Origin of the sequence: Bartonella sp. PS17NMGDW (genome assembly GCF_042193555.1) — a bacterium.
GTDB lineage: Bacteria > Pseudomonadota > Alphaproteobacteria > Rhizobiales > Rhizobiaceae > Bartonella > Bartonella grahamii.
In genome coordinates, this window is the sequence record NZ_JBHILY010000003.1 from 1 (window position 1) to 18,172 (window position 18,172).

Annotated in this window: 14 protein-coding genes; 5 read left to right on the forward strand and 9 right to left on the reverse strand. The window is 37.6% G+C overall.

Going from position 1 to position 18,172, the window contains the following annotated elements; genetic code table 11:
• Window positions 1-373 precede the first annotated feature (373 nt).
• Window positions 374-2,359 (forward strand): M23 family metallopeptidase, encoded by a 1,986-nt coding sequence (locus ACFIJK_RS02630; protein WP_375626307.1) that lies wholly within the window; start codon window positions 374-376, stop codon window positions 2,357-2,359.
• Window positions 2,360-3,219: 860 nt separating this feature from the next.
• On the opposite strand, the gene ACFIJK_RS02635 is transcribed toward ACFIJK_RS02630, so the two are convergent.
• The 3 genes from ACFIJK_RS02635 to ACFIJK_RS02645 form a co-directional block, all read right to left on the reverse strand.
• Window positions 3,220-4,635: a sensor histidine kinase gene (locus tag ACFIJK_RS02635; RefSeq protein ID WP_375625402.1), complete on the reverse strand. Its 1,416-nt coding sequence runs from the start codon at window positions 4,633-4,635 to the stop codon at window positions 3,220-3,222.
• A 224-nt stretch (window positions 4,636-4,859) separates the two neighbouring features.
• Window positions 4,860-5,414, reverse strand: coding sequence for an RNA polymerase sigma factor (locus tag ACFIJK_RS02640; protein ID WP_015856820.1), 555 nt, complete (start codon window positions 5,412-5,414; stop codon window positions 4,860-4,862).
• A gap of 7 nt (window positions 5,415-5,421) precedes the next feature.
• On the reverse strand, window positions 5,422-5,625 hold the full coding sequence (locus ACFIJK_RS02645) for a NepR family anti-sigma factor (protein WP_015856821.1): 204 nt from the start codon (window positions 5,623-5,625) through the stop codon (window positions 5,422-5,424).
• A gap of 169 nt (window positions 5,626-5,794) precedes the next feature.
• Here ACFIJK_RS02645 and ACFIJK_RS02650 point away from each other — a divergent pair, with 169 nt between their 5' ends.
• The 4 genes from ACFIJK_RS02650 (at window position 5,795) to ACFIJK_RS02665 (ending at window position 9,476) form a co-directional block, all read left to right on the forward strand.
• The gene (locus ACFIJK_RS02650) at window positions 5,795-6,589 is read left to right on the forward strand and encodes a response regulator (RefSeq protein WP_375626310.1); all 795 of its coding nucleotides are present in this window, start codon (window positions 5,795-5,797) and stop codon (window positions 6,587-6,589) included.
• Window positions 6,590-6,611: 22 nt separating this feature from the next.
• Window positions 6,612-7,625, forward strand: a complete 1,014-nt coding sequence (locus tag ACFIJK_RS02655; protein WP_375625400.1) for a sensor histidine kinase — start codon at window positions 6,612-6,614, stop codon at window positions 7,623-7,625.
• 991 nt (window positions 7,626-8,616) lie between these two features.
• Window positions 8,617-8,982 carry a hypothetical protein gene (locus tag ACFIJK_RS02660; protein WP_375625399.1) on the forward strand — a complete coding sequence of 122 codons (366 nt, stop codon included), beginning with the start codon at window positions 8,617-8,619 and terminating at the stop codon, window positions 8,980-8,982.
• Window positions 8,983-9,026: 44 nt separating this feature from the next.
• Complete coding sequence (locus ACFIJK_RS02665; protein ID WP_375626312.1) at window positions 9,027-9,476, forward strand: hypothetical protein; 450 nt, start codon at window positions 9,027-9,029, stop codon at window positions 9,474-9,476.
• Window positions 9,477-10,292: 816 nt separating this feature from the next.
• Here the strand turns inward: ACFIJK_RS02665 and ACFIJK_RS02670 are convergent.
• The 6 genes from ACFIJK_RS02670 to ACFIJK_RS02695 form a co-directional block, all read right to left on the reverse strand.
• Entirely contained in the window at window positions 10,293-11,048 is a 756-nt protein-coding gene (locus ACFIJK_RS02670; protein WP_375626314.1) for a DUF4167 domain-containing protein, read from the reverse strand.
• 1,684 nt (window positions 11,049-12,732) lie between these two features.
• Window positions 12,733-13,176, reverse strand: a complete 444-nt coding sequence (locus ACFIJK_RS02675) for a hypothetical protein (protein WP_375626316.1) — start codon at window positions 13,174-13,176, stop codon at window positions 12,733-12,735.
• 2,086 nt (window positions 13,177-15,262) lie between these two features.
• Window positions 15,263-16,060 (reverse strand): hypothetical protein, encoded by a 798-nt coding sequence (locus tag ACFIJK_RS02680; RefSeq protein WP_375617997.1) that lies wholly within the window; start codon window positions 16,058-16,060, stop codon window positions 15,263-15,265.
• A gap of 90 nt (window positions 16,061-16,150) precedes the next feature.
• A complete protein-coding gene (locus tag ACFIJK_RS02685; protein WP_375617996.1) occupies window positions 16,151-16,477 on the reverse strand; it encodes a hypothetical protein in 327 nt (108 codons plus the stop codon).
• A gap of 699 nt (window positions 16,478-17,176) precedes the next feature.
• The gene (locus ACFIJK_RS02690) at window positions 17,177-17,542 is read right to left on the reverse strand and encodes a hypothetical protein (RefSeq protein ID WP_375617995.1); all 366 of its coding nucleotides are present in this window, start codon (window positions 17,540-17,542) and stop codon (window positions 17,177-17,179) included.
• 138 nt (window positions 17,543-17,680) lie between these two features.
• Window positions 17,681-17,968 (reverse strand): hypothetical protein, encoded by a 288-nt coding sequence (locus ACFIJK_RS02695; protein WP_273791311.1) that lies wholly within the window; start codon window positions 17,966-17,968, stop codon window positions 17,681-17,683.
• Between the last annotated feature and the right edge of the window lie 204 nt (window positions 17,969-18,172).

An 18,172-nucleotide genomic window follows, 5' to 3' on the forward strand; every position in this document is an offset into this window, starting at 1 on the left:
TATCATTTTTTACTTTTTTTAAAATAAAATAACATAAACATCTGGTTGTATTTCAATACATTACACTAAAATAAAAATAAAACATGAAAACAGAAAGAGTTAAAGGGAGCATAGCGCCTTTAAAGTAAAATATAGCACCCCATTGCAATGCATAAAAATAGGAAACGCCTAGGAATGGATTAATCACAATAACGCTTGTTTTATGTTACTTTAATAAGGAAATTTTTCTGCACAGGTACGATTCATAAAGACATTGCTGTATAAAGAGAATTCGTATGATCTGTAATTTGTAAAAAGAATCAAATTCTTGTAGAAACATGCTAAGCTATGCTAGCTCTCTTTATTTAATATTGAAAAAGTACTCTTAGAATCTATGTGGGATAACGAACAACAAAAAAACGATCCCGGACAGGACCCTGCTCTTGTCGTCAAACGCTTGCGTCCTGCGCGCCGACAAGTTTCGGCCCGTTGGCTTACGGGAACCGTTCTAACAGGAATCACTTCCTGCATTCTTATGGGTATTGCACTTTTTACGGCTCTTGATGAACAACAGCGATTGGTAACCCCTCCACAATGGTTTACAAATGAAAATCTCTCACACACACAAGATCCTGAGGCCAATGGATATAAAGGGGATCGTATTTCTCCCACCCATGCACGGCAAAGCTTTGACAGCAAACGTCAATTTGAACTATCGATTCTGCAAAAAAAAGGCGATGAACAAGTCATTCAAACACAACATTTTGAATGGATTCGTATGGCTTTAGCTGAAAAGCGCCCCCAAAAATATAGCTATCCAAAATTTGATTCTTTAAGCATTCTTGCCAGTGATTCGAAAAATCAAAGTGCCAAACCACAAGATTCTGGACAGATTTATGGAGCAAAGGTTGAAACAAAAATCACCTTACGCAGCTATGATTTTAAGGTAAATCAATTCGATTTTGATGACAACGATACGCTGACAGATGAAGAGGCACAACAAGAAGTGCAAAAAGCTGGGTTTACGTTAGAAAAAAGTACCGAACTTCTTTCAGTTCTCACATTGATTGATCCTTTAAAGTTAGAAGATGCATCTACTGATTCCCAAGGTACAGAATCCCCTGAAGTTCGCATTGTGCAAGAAAATGTAACCGTTTCTCCTCAAAGTCACCGTATCGATCTGACAAAAAACTATGTTGAAGATATTATTCCTATTCGTAAAAAACAAACGATAGCCGATGCTTTCAAAAAAACCAGTTATACAAAAAAGCAAATTGAACAGGTTGTAAAAACGCTAGAAAAAATGAGCCTTTCCGATACCCTTAAAGAGGGAAGTCTTTTACGCATTGGCATCGTGACACAAGCTGGTGAAGAAGATCATCTCGTACGCGCAAGTATCTATCAAGGGATGTATCATGTTCTCACCATTGCGCTAAATGATAAAGGCCAATTCATTGAAAGCACAGAGCCTAAAATGTCTAAAGCTCTTAAAACGGCTTTTCAAAATGGTATTCCGCATTCTTATATCAATAGCGCGCAATTACCAACAGCTTATGATGCACTCTATAGTGCTTTGCTAAGCCATAATATATCACAATCTCTCTCTCATCGTCTCATTCGTCTGCTGGCCACCAATATTGACATGAAAAGTCCGATAACCCCCAATGATCAAATCGAAATATTTTATGCCGTACCACAAAGCGATAAAGAAAACAAAAACGGCAAAAAGAACTTGAAAGCAAAGGAAGCATCCAAAAACACTGATCCAGAAATTCGTTATATTAGTGCAACTTTTGGGAATACAACTTATAAATATTACCGTTATCAATTAAAAGATGGAAGCGTTGATTATTATGATTCTGAAGGGAAGAGTTCAAAGCCTTTCTTGCTGCGAAAACCCACACCAAATGGGATTTTTGGCTCCCCCTTTGGTCCACGCAAACATCCTATTTTAGGCTATATTCGCATGCATACGGGTGTTGACTGGGTTGCTCCTAAAGGATCACCCATTATTGCTGTAGGAGATGGTATTGTCACAAGAGTAGGCGTAACAGGCGGCTATGGAAATCACACGGAAATTCAACATGCCAATGGATATGTCAGCAGTTATTCACACCAAAGCCGTTATGCACCAGACATCAAACCAGGCGTGAAAGTACGACAAGGACAAATTATTGGCTATGTTGGATCAACAGGCATGGCAACCGGACCCCATTGTCATTTTGAAATCATTGTCAATGGCATCAAAGTTGATCCTATGCGCATCCGTATACCGGATAGCAAAGCCTTAACCAATCAAGACCTACAAACATTCCTCCAAGAAAAAAACAATATTGATGCCTTGATCAACAGCCCGATACCCCCCTCTGAAGAGACTTAAAGCATAAAAGCATCTGCATTTTTACGACTCAAAACATCTAAAAAATATGCTTTAGCGCTGATTTTTCTCAAAGAGATTTCCGCACTTTAAATATCTGTAAAGAATACGCCGAAATATGCCACCACCCAAGGCTGCCATAACAATGATTAAAAATAAAACGCCCTCCCCTTTGCATGTTTATGCACGATAGAAAAGTGCAAAATATGAAATCCAAAAAGGCTAACTCTTCTTGTTTGTTTTATCAAAACGATAAAAATCCCTTTGTTTTCCATGCAATAAAATTTTAATCAAAGGTAAGTTTTTTCTCAAGGATGAAGATTCTAAAACCCATATCATTCTATAAACAACCAGACTTCTTGTTGAAGAGATTTCACTTGTTGAATGCTTATGCTGTTCATAGCCCTAAAAAACGGTGTTTCATAAACTTTATGAGCAAGTTATCCTTAAGAATATTCGTTACACACTTTTACAAAAACACCCCATATTTAAAGTTTTACATGCCTTACAAAAAATAACAAAACTTGAAAAAACAATCTCTTCGCAAAGAAATAGAGCTTACTAATATAAGTATTATTATTGGCTTAAAGGAGCTCTTATTCAAAATAAATTTAAATTTTAACTTAAGCACTTCAAAGCTATAAAACATACAAAAAAAGAGAATTTTAAAAGCCGATAATCGGAGTAAACAAAGCGAAAAACAAAGAGAGCAAAAGATGAAGAAGAAAATTTTCTTCTCTTGAAAACAATTGACAAGCTAAAATGAATGGTGCTGTGTTCGTGTTATCTAAGTCATATTTTATTCTCATTTTTATTAAAGCGAACAAGCAGAGAGTAAAGAATTTATCTCTTAAAAAAATCAATCAGAGTTTTTTTGAACTATTCATACTGAGTTTTGGCAAAGGAATGACAATCTTTGTGCCCCTCAAAGCAGAAGTTTCAAACAGAGGTTTCTCACCAAATTGCATACAGAGCTGTTCCACGACCACACGACCAAGTCCTGTTTTTTGTTCTAAAGTTTGGCTTTTCATTCCCACGCCATCATCTTCTACAATGAGCATCAATTGTCCATCTTTCTGGGGACCAAAGGAGATATAAATATGACCCGTACGTTGATCAGGAAAGGCATGTTTTAAGGAATTTGTCAGCAGTTCACCAAGAATAATTCCAAGTGTTGTCGCATCTCTTGAAGACAGGCGACAATCTTTAAAATTGGTGTGAATGGTGATGTTTTCACGCAATTCAAAAGGGACTGCCAATTCGACATCATGCACAACAGAACTGAGAAACTCTGCCAATAAAGTCGTTTCCATATCATCACTTAAGCGCAAACGACGATGTGCTGTAGAAATTGTCTGAATACGATCACGCGCAGCTCCTAGAACAGAACGTACCTCTTCATTTTTGCTCCGGTTTAACTGGAGCCCCAGCAAAGAAGACACCGTCCCAAGAGAATTGCCAATGCGATGGCTTGCATCCTGCAATAATATTTCAACCCGTTGGCGTTCTTTTTCAGCGTGATTGCGTGCTCTTTCTAATTCTTGTGTCCGTTCTTTCACGCGGGCTTCCAGAGCGATATTTTCGCTATGAAGCAGCAATTGATACAATTTTAAAGAGCGCACATCACGATGAAAACGATTAATAACAAAATAGGCAGAAATAAAAGTACTCACAACAGAAACAATAGCCGCCAATGTCAAAGCAGCCCGCATTAATGCGATACCCTCACGCTGTTTTTGTCGCACCACATCATCCCCATTAATAAAGCTTGTCATCAATTGAGCTAAACGTGCCACAGGAATCTTTGATCCTTCAAAAGAGGCAGCTTGAGAAGGTTGTTCAGGAATCGCATCAAGAGCATGCATATGGGCATTCATAAATGCTTTTCGTGCTTCAACCTCTTTTTTAAAAGCCGTAAACCATTCATCCCATTGTGGATGCGCATAAACAATAAGTGCAATATAATCGAGAATATCCCCCAACTCCCGCTCTGCATTTTCAAAACGTATTTTATCTTCCGCCTTGCGCGTTTTTGCATAGCTGCGATCAGCAACAGCCATATCAATCAAGCTAATAAGGACCAAATCAGCCTGTTCACGCAATTCTGAACTTGTATTCAACTGTGCGACTTCTCGATCAACGGCATTTGAAAGCAACATAATAAAAACCGATGCCAAAAGAGCCATAACAAGAGAAACAACAATCGCACACCACCGCCAGCGTGATATCGTTGCATCAGAAGAAGGCATTTGAGGCATCAAATTTGTTTTTGTTGTCATAGAATGTCCATTGGCGAACTTGAAAGTCGTCATTTTTCAGCACAAAGGAAGGCAACCTTATGGAAAATAAAACCTAAAGCCCGTGGGAAAGTTTATACAGGCTTTTCTTGTGTTCCTAAGGATACACGCCAAACACTCTGAATTTCCTCAGATACTGACTTTACTGTAATAGCTATAACGGGAATAAAAAAAACAAGGCTATCGATCATAATTATTATGCTTTTTTAGCCGTTAAATGAACACAATGTACTTCCAGCTGAATAAGAATCAGGACCATAATCAGACTCACCATCCACCTTGAGAAGTTCTTGTAATCGATTACGCGCCCTGCTCACACGGCTTTTAATGGTTCCAACAGCACAACCACAAATAGCCGCAGCATCCTCATAAGAAAACCCCGATGCGCCAATGAGAATAATGGCTTCTCTTTGATCGGCAGAAAGCAAATTTAAGGCTTTTTTGAAATCTTGCAAATCAAGCGATCCATATTGAGCCGGATGAACAGCGACATTTTGAGTAAACACGCCATCGGTATCTTGAACTTCTCTTCCCTTTTTACGCATTTGACTGTAAAATTCATTGCGCAAAATGGTAAAAAGCCAAGCCTTAAGATTGGTTCCCATCTCAAAACTATCTTGCTTGGCCCATGCCTTCATAACAGTATCTTGGACCAAATCTTCGGCTTTATCCTGCTTACCACTTAAAGAAACAGCAAAAGCTCGTAAAGCCGGCAACACCAAAAGAAGTTCTTGTTTAAAGTTTTTCGCGCACTTTGACATAAAGGATTCAAACCTTTTCCACATTGTTTAAGCCAAATTGCTCTGCGCGCTCCAACTTCTCTAAAAGCTCAAGCAAACACCGTGGCAGTGCTTCTTCTTGAATTTCCATGTAAAATTGACGTAACTTCCGTGCTATTTCGCTATTGACCCCGAGAAGATCATCTCCAACTGTAAATTGTGTGGTGAGATTTTTTTCATCACGGTCGTTCATTTTTCATCCCCCTAATCCATATAATATCAGTAGCACCGCGAAGAATTTTTTCGCCTTATGGTTGTAAATATAGCTGTCGGTAAAAAGTTCCATACAAATCAAGGAACTTTTTTACCGGCTGAGAATTTCAATCAACAAAATGCTTGAAAGGTCAAAGGAGTTATAAATTATGTCATTATCAACGCGCATTGCCCCGCATCTTCCCTATCTTCGGCGTTTTGCCCGCTCTGTCACCGGTAGCCAATCCTCTGGCGATGCTTATGTATCCGCGATGTTGGAAGCACTCATCGCCGATATCTCCATTTTTCCCAAAGCATCCAGTGACCGAATTGGTACCTATTGGCTTTTTTGCCATCTTTTTGACCAAACCACACCGAACATCCCTGAACCCCTGCCCCAATTTGGTCTTGAACAAAAAACAAGTGCCAAATTATCCTATCTCACGCCCCGTGCACGCCAAGCATTTTTGCTCATTGCCGTTGAAGGATTTCATGAACGAGAAGCCAGCGAAATCATGAATCTGGATACAAAAGAATTCCGCAAGCTTCTCAACCAAGCATCCATTGATATTTCTCAACAAATTGCCACTGAAGTAATGATTATTGAAGATGAACCTCTTATTGCGCTTGATATTGAGCAAATGGTAGAAAGCCTAGGTCATCATGTTGTAGGAATAGCGCGCACGCGTGATGAAGCTGTCATCATGTATCATAAGAAAAAACCACGGTTGATTTTGGCTGATATTCAATTAGCCGATAACAGTTCAGGTATTGACGCGGTCAACGAGATTTTGAAAAATGACCGTATACCAGTGATTTTCATCACGGCTTTTCCTGAAAGGCTGCTGACCGGCGAGCGTCCAGAACCAACTTTTTTAGTAACCAAACCTTTCAACCCGGATATGGTGAAAGCGCTTATTTCTCAAGCTTTATTTTTTCAAGAGAATGCTTCTAAAGCGGCTTAGAACAGAGTAACATCTTAAAATTATGATCGTTACGCCTCTTTCAAAGCCTCCCATGGATAGATCTCATATGAGTGCGCTCATGCAAGCGATTCGTGGTGCTGATATTTGTGTTCTCTATCAAGCAACAAATCTGGTTTATTTATGGGCTGAAAACTTGCCGCACCATTTGCACAATAAATGGCGGGTTGGGTGTCGTGACAGCGACTTTTTTTCGCTTGACCTTGCAGACAATATGGAAACCATCAAACTGCAAGTTTTAGCGAGTGGCAAAATGCAAACTGTTGAAGCACGTTTTGAAGATACAAACAAACAAGAGATTTGGTACAAATTTTCTATTGATTGCCACCGCAATGATAACGAAGACATTATCGGTATTATCACCACCGGTGTTAATATTTCCGGCTTACGCCGCCGTGAACAAGTGCTTAAAATCCTTCTTCGCGAAGTCAGTCACCGTTCTAAAAACCTTTTAGCGATCATTCAAAGTATTGCTAGCCAAACCGCGCGCTATACTGAATCTCTTCAGGTTTTTTTACGAAAATTTCAAGGTCGTCTTCATTCTCTTTCTCATTCTCAAGATCTGATCACTGATTCCGATTGGCGTGGTGCTCAATTTCGCGAATTGGTCCAAACGCAGGCTTTAGGCTATTTTATGAAAGAAACAAAACGTTTTTCACTTGAAGGCGTAGATCCTTATCTTTTTCCCAATGCCGCTTTGCATATTGGTTTGGCTTTTCATGAACTGATTGTCAATTCTCTTTCTTTTGGAGCCCTTTCCCAAGAAAAGGGGAGCATCTGTGTACGTTGTGAAATCGAAACAAAACCGAATGGCAAAACGCAACTTATCATCACTTGGCATGAAAGTTTTGAATCCGGCATCCCTCCCACAAACAATAAAAAAGCCTGTTTTGGTAGTGCCGTTCTCGAAAAAATCGTTCCCATTTCCGTGAATGGTTCAGCTTCCCTCAAATTGACACAAGAAGGAATTGTCTATTGCCTCTCTGTTCCTGATACTTATTTTGATATTTTTTCTTAAAAGAGCATTTTAAACAATAAATAAACAAGAGAAGTTTCCCCTTTTTAGCAAAATTTCTCATCTGTTTTATTAAGCACAAAGATATTTTCCACCCCTTTAAACCAAGCTCTATAATCCCCCAATAGTTCCCCAAAACCTTAACGATGAGAACTGAAAGCTACATAAAGTCCATTCCCGCTGTCAATCAACTTCCATCCCTTATATAACCGCATATTTTAAAACAAGAACCAAAACGATGAAGCGCAAACCGTTTCAGCTTTTATATGCCAAATAAAAGCGAGTCTATTACCCACCTCTTTTTGTGTCATTTTCGCAATGCACATACAATTTCATTTTGGCAGAATATGAAATTTCAAGAAGTAAAGCTAACATCCATCATCACTCTTCAGCTTTACGGGCTTAAAGCATCCACGACAACGACAATCAATTGATGAAAATTACACATTTTATGCTTGTATTTATCGCATTCTTTAATGGAGATATTCTCTTCATGTACAATAGGACACCCTATAACAGAATACGCTTGTGTCTTTGATTCACGCACTTTTTTAATATTTGCCAGCGTATCCACGCTCATTTCAAATCAAAACAGTGTCTGTAAATAAAACATAATTAATAGCCCCCGTAAAGTGAACCCTCAAACACGCCCCTTTTTACTCCACATCCTTCTGTACCTTCATGCCTCTTTTCACTTCATAAAAGTAGTAGCGAGCATCATCATACCATTTGTCCCTCATGTTACAACAGCCCTTGACCTTTGAGAGCGTTCATAAGAGGCATTTTAGTCTTTTTTCAAATATTTCTCACCAACACAAAGCCCATACCCACCCCTTTATGACGTGCAAGCCAATGACTTTGATTAATTCACTATAAAGGGGAACCCGCATCTCAAAGGGGAACTAAAAAACTTTGAAACCGTTTAACAGTGAAGAGTGCCCTAAGCTGACAAATTGGAGTCCGCTCTGTCAACCTCTCATTTGGAAATTAATTGATGACCCCCCTTGTTTTTATCCTCTTATTAGTTTCATGTACAGATGATTTTAATAGTTGCTATTCGAACAATACAATGGTTAAAATCTATCCCACGGCTCAAGCATGTGAACAAGCCATGATACCGTCCACAAAAAAGTTTGCACTTTATGGACAACAAATTTTTGCTCAATGTATAAACGTCCATGCAAACTTACATCAACAAGAAGTAAAATTGATCTGGTCTGTAACAAACCGTGGAAATTTCCTGCTTAAAAGCCAAAACGTAAATAACAAGATATCCACAGTCCAGAAAGAAGGTGTTTTACCAACATCGCTTCCTCTTTTGCATTCTTCTTCCACAAACCTCTTGCAGAAAAAACTTTAAAAGCATAAACCCATCAGATCTCAAAAAAATACTCAATGAAAGACATGATTGATAATAAGCGCATGCAACCTTCAAAAGACCATCACACAGAGCAAAACTCTCTGCCTCAAGATCTCCCTTTAGATCCTGCTGTAGAACGAGTGAGAAAAAAACTTATGGGTTTAATGATTATTTCCGTTTTAATAACGCTTTTCCTTATTCTAACTGTACTGTTTTTAATTGTTTATAAAGTGATAACAACCGGATCAGCGCCAAAACAAACAGAGCTATCTTCCTCTCCCAACCAAAACCCACACGTTATCCATCATACGCTCTCTCTACCGGAAAAAACACAGATTTTGTCGCAAAGCCTCTCAGAACACAATATTGTACTGAAAGTTTTAACCCCTGATGGACAGATAAAATTTATGATTTACAATTATCACACCGGTGCACTAATCGCCGTTCTTTCTGTTGAAACAACAAAAGAAAGTTCGAAGATAATGCCTCATTAAGCAAACGAACATCACCATAAGCGCTTACATAGCATCCCTGAAGATTTAAACATTTTCCTCTGCTTCAAGATACGACCACTTAGGAAACGGTAGATTTTTCACTGTATCTCCTGACCTAATCTCGGAAAAGAAGAAACCTTTCTGTCAACGCATTCCCATTTTTAAGAAAACTGACATCGCTTGGGAAAATCTAATGAACATGCAAGAAAGGCATCTTCTTGAGTGCAAAAATTCAACATAATTAATTTATAGTGATGATTTATTTTGCGTGTCAAACGAGAACCTCAAATACTGTAAGATTCTCCCCTTTCAAATCTGTTCATAAGGAACTGAATCAAAATCATTTGCTCACATATCCCAGCAAGGAAATGGATGAATAAAAATACCTCTTATGAATGATCCGATATCAAAAGAAGAACTGTTTCAACATTGAAAATTAACGCAATAACGCCCAGCTTACATCTTTTATTAAGCAAAGATAACCGATGTATTTCACATGATAGAATTTATGAGCACCATCGCAAAATGGGCATAAATACATTGAACAATATTAAATATAAGTATGAATAAATAAAACAACGACATTGCGTTCTTCATACAAGAACTGCCTCTTAAAATACACGGATGTGCTTTTCTCTGTATTCCCTCACTTAAATCCCAGTAAAGAGGCAATCTTTTCTGTCAACCCCCTTCGTTAAGTTCCTAATACTGCCCGTGAAAATTCAAACAAAGCGCAAGAAGCTTCTTAAGCATATATATTTACTATCATGATACCAATAACATCACCACAAGCGCTTACACAGAATCCCTGAAGATTTAAACATTTTCCTCTGCTTCAAGATTGACCACTCGGCGACGGCGCGGTTTTCTCTGTATCCCATCACTTAATCCAGGCAACGAAGAAACCTCTTTTGTTGCTGTTGATGCATCTCCATTGCTCGTGCTTTCTGCTGTTGTAAGTGAAAGCTCAAGAGATGATTCATCTTGGGTCCGTACAGTACGTCGACGGGGAGAACGACGTGTTTTTTTGACGGGTTCAACATTTTTCTCAGAGCGACAGTGCTCTTGATCGGTTTTTTCATCCGATAGAGCCTCTAAAGCATTTTCACGCGCATCCCCATTTTGCGTTTTAGCATATTGGCCATTACCATTTTTTTGCGACGGCATCTGTAATACATCTGTATCATCCTCGACAGTATCCTTTTTTTCACCGTCAAGATTTATTTCACCGCATTCTTGCTCGTTGTTTTCATCACGATTTTCATCACCACGATTTTCATCACGTCGAACCGATTGAGACATTTGTCCAGCTGCTGCTAAAATAATACGCAAATAGTGCTCGGCATGTTGTAAATAATTCTCCGACATAACACGATCACCCGCACCTTGTGCATCACGCGCAAGGCTTATGTATTTATCGGCAATTTGCTGAGCATTCCCGCGAATTTTAACATCCGGACCGCTACTTTCATAATTGCGAGACAACGGATTAGGACCGCGACGATTATTATTGCTATTACCATTATTGTTATTGTTGCGACCGCGTACCCGTCTATTTTGTTGTGGCCTCATCTTTATCCCTTTTTGGAGTGTTTGTCTTATATGTATGTCTTAATTGACTCTTCCTCATTGCATTACCTTTTGATAATGCTAATCATTTTTAACATACGGTTATCAAGCTATCCGCGTTTATTTTACTCAAACGAACCCTACTGATATTGATAAAAGCATATATTTTCTTGAAAATCATAAAACAGCAGGGAAATCGTAAATTTAAAATTCCCTCTTTCTCTGTTAAACAGCAGAAACCTAATGATGTTCACGTAAAATGCCAAGTGTTTTTTTTAAAATAAACCATATTTCACTAAAAAAATAATTATCTTGTGGAAAACAAAAAGGGAAACACACACACACAACAGACCTGACAAAGAAAAATTCCTGCCAGAGAATATTAGAAGCTTCCTTTTTTGCTCTAAAACCACCGCTCCTAAAAACGCCGATATCCTCTACCCCCTCGTGCATTTAACTCACAAGCACTTCCATCCCAGCGAGTCACCGCGCGAACCTCTTTATTTTATGAATATAGCCTCTCTTCATCGCTAAAGCAACCCCTTTGCGAGCGATAATCCACGATCGCTTCACAAAACCTCTTGATCTTTATAGATAGATTAATACGAAGTATTATTCAAGCCCTATAATCACCAAGAGATTAATCTTCTTTCCTAAATAAGCCCGATACTATCAATTTCTATTTTTACCCATGCAGTTTTTAAGTTAATCACAGCCTTTATTTATAACAAATTGAGCCTAAAAACAAAATATTTAAATACAAAAAAATATCAAATTATGAAAAAAATGACCAATATGTCACACTTTCCTAAAAATCAGCTTCTTCTCAAAAAGATACTCTCCTCAAAAACTATCAATAAGAATGGCATAACGCATTTCCTCTCTTATCTTTTCTGATAAAGAAAACTGGAATTATAAAACAAGCACATTTGTAAACCCAGCACAGCACTTTACGCATGAAGCAGCCTTGAATGTTTATAAAAGGAAGTTTTTTACTCATTTTTGTCATGTCTATTGACTTACGCCCTCAAAGAACGAAGGTTCTCAAGTCACACTGTTCTGTCAACAATCAAAATTCTTGTAAAATTCGTACACTGAATTGATTTATAATGATAATTCATATTTTTGTATTAAGTAAGAAAACTTAATACCGTAGGATTTTTCATCCTCAATCTGTTTACTGTTGAATCAATCTCTTTATTCCTGCATGTTACACTCGGAAAAGCCTGCGTAGAGTAAAAACGATAAAGAAAGGCTAAAAGTGCCTCCTATGAACCATCTCTAAGGCTTACGGGCTGTCGAGAGGCACCATTGGGAACGAGCACAGTATAAGATAGTACTTGGAGCTTACTCTTTTTTGAAACGTAAAGATGAACATGCTCTATAAATTTTATACACTTCATGAGAGGCTTTACCATTATACCCTTCACCAGAACCATTACGAAATGGATTTCCCACGCCTGTTATTTCCCTTAAACAAGCTCAACAAATCCTCCTAAAACTCCACCACGCCCCTTTAAACATTTCAAGGAGGCATCCATGCCTTATGTCGCAACACCTTAAATAAGAAGTGCAATATAACAAGATAAATAAATAAAATTTCTATTGGTCTCGAGGCAGATCGTAATTTAAGGGGTTTTTATCTTTTCATCAAAATTCGCATCCTTTTAACTTTCCGTATAAAAACTTAAAAGTAATTGCGTCTTTTGCCTTTTTTATTTTCTTTTTCATTGAGAAAACAATCGCGTAAGAGAAAATAATTTCCATCCCCAGGTCGTACCATCGTCAAACATTGTTTTTTTGCAGTATCAGAAAGCTTATCCCACATTTCACGAATAGCAAAATAGGCCTCACTTTCCAAATTAAGACAATGCTGATAAACTTCTCTTTTCATATCGGGCATAACGGAAGCAGAAATTTCCTTGCAATATACGCGCAGATCAAAAACAGGAATAACCAATTCAACAGATGCTTGTTGTGTTATTTTTTTATGAGAAGAAAAATAACTGACCACCTTTGCAACAACAAAACACAAAATCACTATACAAAAAAGTATTATGCAAACAAAAGCAATCTTGCGATATAATCTTTTTAAATAAGCCTTTTGCCTTGCGCGGATTCTTCTTTCCATAAAGATTGTACCCTTTAATATCCCAAGAGAAGCTTTTACAGTAAAAAATGATAGCAGTATCTGTGTACACAATACAGGTTATAGCAGCAAACGATCAAGACTCTTATGTTAAAAGACTCTCTTTTTTTATTGTATAATTTTTATCGTATAAAATTTTTGTGAAAGACTTTTCTCACGCCCTTTATGAAAAAATAGGGATTATGATTTTCTTTCACCACCTTAAAAGACGAAGATTCTTCATCCATGCGGCTTTATAAACAATTCGTCTTCTTTAAGATACATCACATTGATTTATAAAGAGTATTTATTGTTTTTTCATATTGAATGAGAGACCCGAATACCACAGGATTCTCTCATCCTAAATTTGTTTTCTGTTGAAACAATCAAAACCATGTCGCTTGCAAGTTACAAGCGGAGCTGGCATGTGGATTAAAAACTGTACAAAAAAGGCATATGCCTCTTATGAATCGTCTCACGAACCAAGGCTTTCGTAACATTGGAAACTGGAAAAATATATGAGAGTACCAACCTGCACTTTTATGAAGCATAAAAATGAGGGAGATACCTTATAAGTTTTATACATTTCATAGGGGCTTTACCCCTATACCATTGACGAGTGTTCTTGTAAAAGGGACTTGGGAGTGGGATATCTCTTTAAAAACAAGTCCATGAATATGCAATAAATGTATATTCGGAGACAAATAATATTTTAATATTTGAGGCATTCTGTTTTTATGTGAGAGGCATGATCCCAAGAAGACACACGATACATAAAAGCATAAGGCATTATCTTCATTATTTAAATAATATTGCTATAGATAGTTTTGAAAATTATAAAGGAAAAAGATGATAGTCCGAAGAGTGATTGATATGCCTTTATATTTTTTCTCAATAAGGTTGTCTTCCTATTTCAGAAATCACTCAAATACAGCCCTCATCTGCTATACATAAAATCTAGCTTACAAAAGCTGGAGTTGCCCAGAGAGTTTTGCCCTTCTGAATCCGTAAGGCTCTCATTCTTCTTTCTCTCAAACATGCTACAGCTTTGAAATTTGATGTTGATTGACAAGCAACAAAAAAGCTCTGTACTCTCTTAAGAAAACAACGCCTTAAGGTTACATACATAATGGATTGGAAAGATGTCCTAGCTTTTTATCAAACGCGCTGTAAAACAACGAGCGTAACATATTAGCTTTGCTTATCCCAAAAATGTTCATCCCAATCTCTTGTATCCAAATCTCTTATATCTCAATCTCTTGCATCCAATTCCCTAGCCTTCAACTCCCTAGCCTTCAACTCCCTTGTGTCCAATGCATAAAAATCAAGTTGAAGAAAATATATGGACACCCCTAAACTCGAAAATATGAAAGGAAGGCGTGACAGAGTTTCGCGTTCCTTATGTCATGCAAAAGCATTAGACATTCTGAAACAAGCACACTTACTGTCTCGTAATGATTCCTTTTTTCTTCTACCGGTCAAATCCCCTTATTTAGAGAATTGGCTATCACAAGTTATGCAACAAATAGCGCTATATGAAACAAACAGAACCTGATTTATATCCGCATGGAATTCGTTCCAGTTTACATGATTGGCTCGCAAAATCCACTTGACTTTCCCCTTTGTCTTTTCCCCTCATGGGATCTCTATCACCATAGAACAAAAAGCGATATTTTATGACGCTTTATGGACAAAATCCCCACCGCCCGAAGAGTTCATCACATGACGAAAAAAACACCCCTCATATTCACCACACACAAACACTTCAATATATAAAACTTACATGCCTTCTATCACCGCACTCTCAAAAAGCAGCAAGACAACAAGATAAGAAATTATTGATGTAAAACTCCAAACAAAGAAAAGAACGGATTTTCTAATCGAGATCAACAAATACTGTTAAATCAACGCTTCCATTTTTGATGATGTCACACCTATGCTTTATAGCACCCCTATCACACTTCATAATACCGAAAAATTTTCTCTGCCCTACGCACTATGCGCATCAGAACCAATCAAATAAAACAGAAATGCGCTATCTTCCTACTTTTTTGTTTTTGATTAAATAGCAAGATATAGCTGTAATTCTTTAAAGAGCTTCATACCATAGATTCATTTTATACATAATATCATCAACAGAATGTTTGTATGTGCTGCAGGAAGAATCCCCAGAACGCTCCATATGACCACTGGATGAAGAGCTGTTACAGGATTCTACAAGAAATGCCAGTGACATTGGAGATAACGCATCCTCGCTATCAGAATAATAAGCTGATAAAAAAGTGTAATCTTGTGAAGGAAGTGTCCCCGAATTTACTTGTGATGGAGCGGCAACAAAAAGAGAATTAAAGGTTCTAGGACCAATGACAATATCACCATTCGCTTGCCGCATAATACTTCTTGCAGAGTATATATGATTTGTATTGATTGCCCCCAGCGAAGCCCATTCATCCTGCCATAAATATGCATAATAAAGATCCATAACTTGTTCATGTTGAACAACGTTGTCAGCAGACATAGCTGTATCAAAGAGTGAGTTAGGAACATAATAAAAATTTATATCTGGAATAATTTCATATAGCCAGTACGTTTCATCAGGATTATTAGCAATCTGTTGCCGCGCCATTCTGTAAACTGCATCCATATTTGCAGTTGTAGACACAAATGCTGAAGTCTGTTGAGCAAGAGAGTGCCCAGTTACATGATGTATGATATCCTGATCATCCCCCCAAGGGGCAAAACCTCCTCCAAAGAATATAACAGATGGAGAGCGATCATCTATACGGAAAACCATATGGGGAGGATCAATAGCATATGACAGATTTACATCTGAAAAGAAAAAAAATAAAACTGTCACTAAAAATACTGAGAATGCTCTTTGAAACATTTTTATACCTTTGATATACACTCCATATTTTATACCTGTAACCTCTTGAAGCGTTACAGATATAAAAAGGGAGAAAAACCCCTATTGATCTTATTTTAAAGTGATGGCTAAAACCCTTTTTGCTGGCACATGACCCGCTTCAAAAATAACCATTACTTTTCTGTTCAAAATGACTGCGGTTTTTGCCAAATCCAAAATACTTTTTCCAACAATGTTATCACAGCCCCAAACACCTTTTTGAATGTCTGAAGTAGGGCTGATACCGTATCTGAGCTCTAGGAGACATTGTGCTCCTGCGCTAACGACTTGAACCGAATTAAGATAACCGTTTTGTTCATAAACTCCAGCATGAGAAACACCTGTTGTTAATGCTATTATCACCAAAACGATGGATATTTTTTTCAAAAAGCTTTTCATAATTTACCTCTTTTAAATTTATTGCAACGGACATGAAATGCATCCCCATGCAATCTAATGGATATTTTTAACCTCCTCGCCTCCTTAAAGACGAGAATTTTAACCAGCTTTAGCCCGTGATAAGACTGCCTCATCTCAGTCTATTCTTACCTCTATCCCCGCTGTTGCACGATTTATTTTACAGGCTCTACAGCAAAGCCTTCCCTTATTGATGCCGCGTGAATGATGACTCATGCACACAACAAAACACCGCATGCACAAGCTCTACCATTGGCGATATCTACCACTGACAATGTCTGCCATTGTTAATGTACGTGCATTCTACGGATTCAAAATGTGTCTATGATTTATTGCCTATCGCAAGCGGCATACTGTCAACAAAGACAATTAAGACACGTATTTACAGCCTCACTAAGCTTAAATCTGTCTAACACCAAACGCTAGAATGAAATTGCCATCTAAGCTCAAACGACGATTGATGCAAAATCACTCAGTTTAAAATAGAATCAACTGTAGTTGAATATCTTAAGATAGATCCTCAATACCGATAACTCATGAATTCTGTAAAACATGAACGATTATACTCTGAGTAAAAACTGTAAATCAGAAAACTGCTAGGGTTAAAATAGCCTTAGTGTAGAAGATTGACCATTTTCCAAGCATCGCCTATTTAAGTCACAACGAATACAGATAATACGCTTAATTATCACGCACTCTCAGCCCTCGAATAACATTGATTGAATAGTTACTTCTGTAACAAATATCAACGAATTGCGATGTACTGTAAGCTCTATAGGCCAGCTCAACAATCTCAGGACTTTGAATATGAAATGTTCTTCCTACAATTTTTGACATTTCTGGCTCTTCTGTAGGCCTCGTTTCTAAAACAGAGAGAATATTTACCCCTTGCAAATTTTTATATGGAATGACAGAAATATTATTGATGATTTGTGAGCGAACCATTGTTCCGCCGATATCTGAACAATCATCTGAAATAGTCCACAAACGTGCAGAAGCTGGTCCAGTAAGACACAAAGCTAAAAATATTAAAATCAATTTTTTCATTATAGAATACCTCTTTTTCATTTTTGGTTGATCAAAAAAATAAATGCTCTATGGACAGGCAAATAACTATCCTGTTCACAACTATCTATCTCACTGCTTTAAAGGAGCTAAATCCCATAGAGACACAAATCGAGATGGTTAATCACCCATCGTTTTACTTTTATCCGCTTCTTCAGCGTCTTGTTTGTGTTTCACATCTTCAAGATCTTTGATAATCGTTTTCAATTGTTGTTCTAAAATATCCAAACGCTGTGTAAGTTGGAGAATATTTTGAGTCTGTATTTTATCAAAACATTGGAGATCTTGACGTGTTTGCTTCAACAGAGCATTCAAAGGAGCATGTCCCATTCTTCCGCTAGCATAAAGAACCACACGAATACATTCAGGATCATCAATATCAGCAATAGAAAATGGAAAAAGTGCCATTATATCCCCCTTTTTGATAAGCTAAACGCGTATTAAGCATTTGAATATCTTTTTCCGTTGTACGGCTCTTGCATTCTTCAAGACAACCTCAGACAACCTCAGACAACCTCAGACAACCTCAGACAATCTCAGACAATCTCAGACAATCTCAGACAATCTCAGACAATCTCAGACAATCTCAGACAATCTCAGACAATCTCAGAC